Raw genomic sequence first — 2708 nt, forward strand, 5'->3', positions numbered from 1 at the left:
AAAAAGCGGACAGGTTGTTGCGGATATTGGCGCCGGCACGGGGTATCTTACCGCAAAATTATCTGAATGTGTAGGGGAATCCGGAATTGTTTATGCCGTAGATATACAGCAGGAGATGATCGACTATGCAAGGAAGAATGTGCTGGATAGAGGATTAAAAAACGTAGTACTTGTCCTTGGTGATATGGATAATCCAAAACTATCACCTGAGAAGATGGATGCCATCATTCTTCTGAGTGCCTATCATGAAATTGCAAGACCCGTTGAATATGTGAAAAAACTGAGATCTGCCTTGAAACCTTACGGCAAATTGGCAATTTTGGAATTTACTGACGAGTGCCCTATCGGTCCCCCTTTGAAATTTCGTCTGCCAGAGGACATGGTGATGCATGAAGTTCAGCAGGCTGATTTTACCTTGTTGCAAAGGCATACATTTCTTCTTCCTTACCAATACTTTTTGGTCTTTACTCCATCCACTTTCTAGACGGTTTCAAACGGTTATCTGAGAGAGGAGAATCATCGTGAAGTTTTCGAATCAAAAGAGTATCTTTTTCCCTTTAATTTGGATTGGTATCGTTTTCCTGTGTTCGTGTACGCCAACTCGTTCCTATCGGCCGTATGAGGAAGGAGTGCGTATCCTGGTAAGTCCTCACAAACTGAGCGTCCACTCGGGTTCTGAGGATAAGGTATATGTTCAGGTATTGGATAGTGAGAGTGGCCCGCTCTTTGGTATGAAAGTCACGGCTGTGAGCACTGTCCCGACGGTTGCGACGGTTACCTCTGAAGCACTCACGAATCCGATTGGTAAAGCCATATTCACCGTAAGTGGGGTCTCCCCGGGCACCACACAGATCGTCCTTTCTGCGGCAGAACAGAAAGCAATGGTGGAAGTCGTTTTTATTGGGCACTAATGTGCGTGATGTTCGTGCGGGTTTGTTTCCGGGTGGTGGTGTTCGTGGTGGGCGTTATTGACCTTGCATTCGCATCCGAACTGAATTACGGTATGACCGATCTTAAATTTTTCGCCCAGGACACGGTTAATTTCTTTGGAAAGCCTGGTCGTCTCACTAATCATCATGTCTTTTGTATCAATATGTCCGCTCATAGAATACATACCTGAAGTGATTGTCCAGATATGAATGTCATGCGCGTCATCAACGCCGGGAATCTGTTTGAGACTGGCGGTAACGTCTTCAATATTAATTCCTTTTGGTGTTGCTTCTAACAAAACGTCAACGGATTCCATCACCAATTTATAAGACCAGATCAAGATGAGTATGCAGATCATGACACTGATGATAGGATCGACAACAAACCAGTTGGTGTAATAGATAACAATAGCTCCGATTATGACGCCTACGGAAGAAAAGGTATCGCCTAACATGTGGAAAAATGCTGTCCTGACATTCAAGCTGTGCTCATGTTCATGCGCATCCCCTTTTAGAATGAAGACACAGAGAATATTGGCAACCAGACCCACCAAGGCTACAATGAACATCTTGCCGCTTGAGATGGTTTCGGGGTGCATAAAACGGTGGTAGGCCTCATAAAATATCCACAGGGTAATCATGAAGAGGGTTACGCCGTTAAATAAGGCCGCCAGTATCTCTAACCGATAGAATCCATAGGTTTTTTTTTCTGTGGGGGGTTTTGCGGCAAAATGGAGGGCAAAGAGGCTCACGAGTAATGCAAACAGGTGGGTGAGCATGTGGCCCGCATCGCTAATCAGGGCAAGACTATTGGTGATAAATCCCCCAACAATCTCTACGACAAAGATACTTCCTGTTATAATGCTCGTGAGTACTAATCTCTTCCGTTCATGTGACCGGTACTCGTGCTTGTGACCATGCTCATCTTTTGCGTGATAATAATCTATGCTATGAATGTGTTCGATGGTACGTCTCCTATTAAATAAATAATCGTTTTTAAAACTAATCTTTACAAATTATAAATCTCTAAATGACTGAAAACAAACTTTTTTTATTGAAGCATTTAGATAAGCCATAATGACAATTGCTTATCCGAGGTAATTGATCACTTAATCAAATATTCTTAATGGTTTTGAAACTGCTGGCTTTCCAATTTCTGCCCAGAACAATTTGTTTAGAGCACGGGACAAATATATTTGATCGTCATAAAGACGCTGTTGGCTGTGAACTCTTGAGGTTTACCTTATCGATATAATCAAGAATCCCTTATCTTGGGATTCTTGATAAAATGGAATAATAGACAGAGATTTATTGGGCGTTTTTCAAGCTATTTACGAAGCTTCTTGAGGCTTGCAAGGAATTTTGAAAATTTAAAGGAGACAGTAGAATTATGAGCAATAGATCTGTGAGTATTACCTATTGTTTTTTAATTGCTTGTGGTATCTTCAGTGTATGTTTACGGTTAACATGGGCGGAGGAAATACCACCAGTTACTGGCACGCCATTGACAACACCAACACCGCCAAGTGTTATAACGGGTGAAGCAACAAACGTGACATCCGGCTCGGCAACCCTGAATGGGACAACCTATTTATTAATTTCGACAAAGTTTTTCGAATATGGCACTATCACGGGGACATATGATAACGCTGCATATGACGTACGTGGTACTATCACTGATAAAAAGGAGGATATAAGTGCAAACATAAGCGGACTATTGGCTGCAACAACTTATTATTATAGATTAGTTGTATATGAGAAGCCTCCGGGTGGATACAC

At 42.2% G+C, this 2708-nt stretch carries 3 protein-coding genes; 2 read left to right on the top strand and 1 reads right to left on the bottom strand.

Annotation, left to right across the window (positions count from 1 at the left end; genetic code table 11):
- Window positions 1-484, top strand: a 484-nt coding sequence (locus tag IT392_12985) for a class I SAM-dependent methyltransferase (GenBank protein ID MCC6545390.1), incomplete at its 5' end; no start/stop codon positions are given.
- A 423-nt stretch (window positions 485-907) separates the two neighbouring features.
- On the opposite strand, the gene IT392_12990 is transcribed toward IT392_12985, so the two are convergent.
- The gene (locus IT392_12990) at window positions 908-1876 is read right to left on the bottom strand and encodes a cation transporter (protein MCC6545391.1); all 969 of its coding nucleotides are present in this window, start codon (window positions 1874-1876) and stop codon (window positions 908-910) included.
- A gap of 443 nt (window positions 1877-2319) precedes the next feature.
- Between IT392_12990 and IT392_12995 the strand changes: the two genes are divergently transcribed.
- A partial coding sequence (locus IT392_12995; protein MCC6545392.1) for a hypothetical protein occupies window positions 2320-2708 on the top strand: 389 nt, incomplete at its 3' end.

It is taken from the genome of Nitrospirota bacterium (genome assembly GCA_020846775.1).
GTDB lineage: Bacteria > Nitrospirota > 9FT-COMBO-42-15 > HDB-SIOI813 > HDB-SIOI813 > RBG-16-43-11.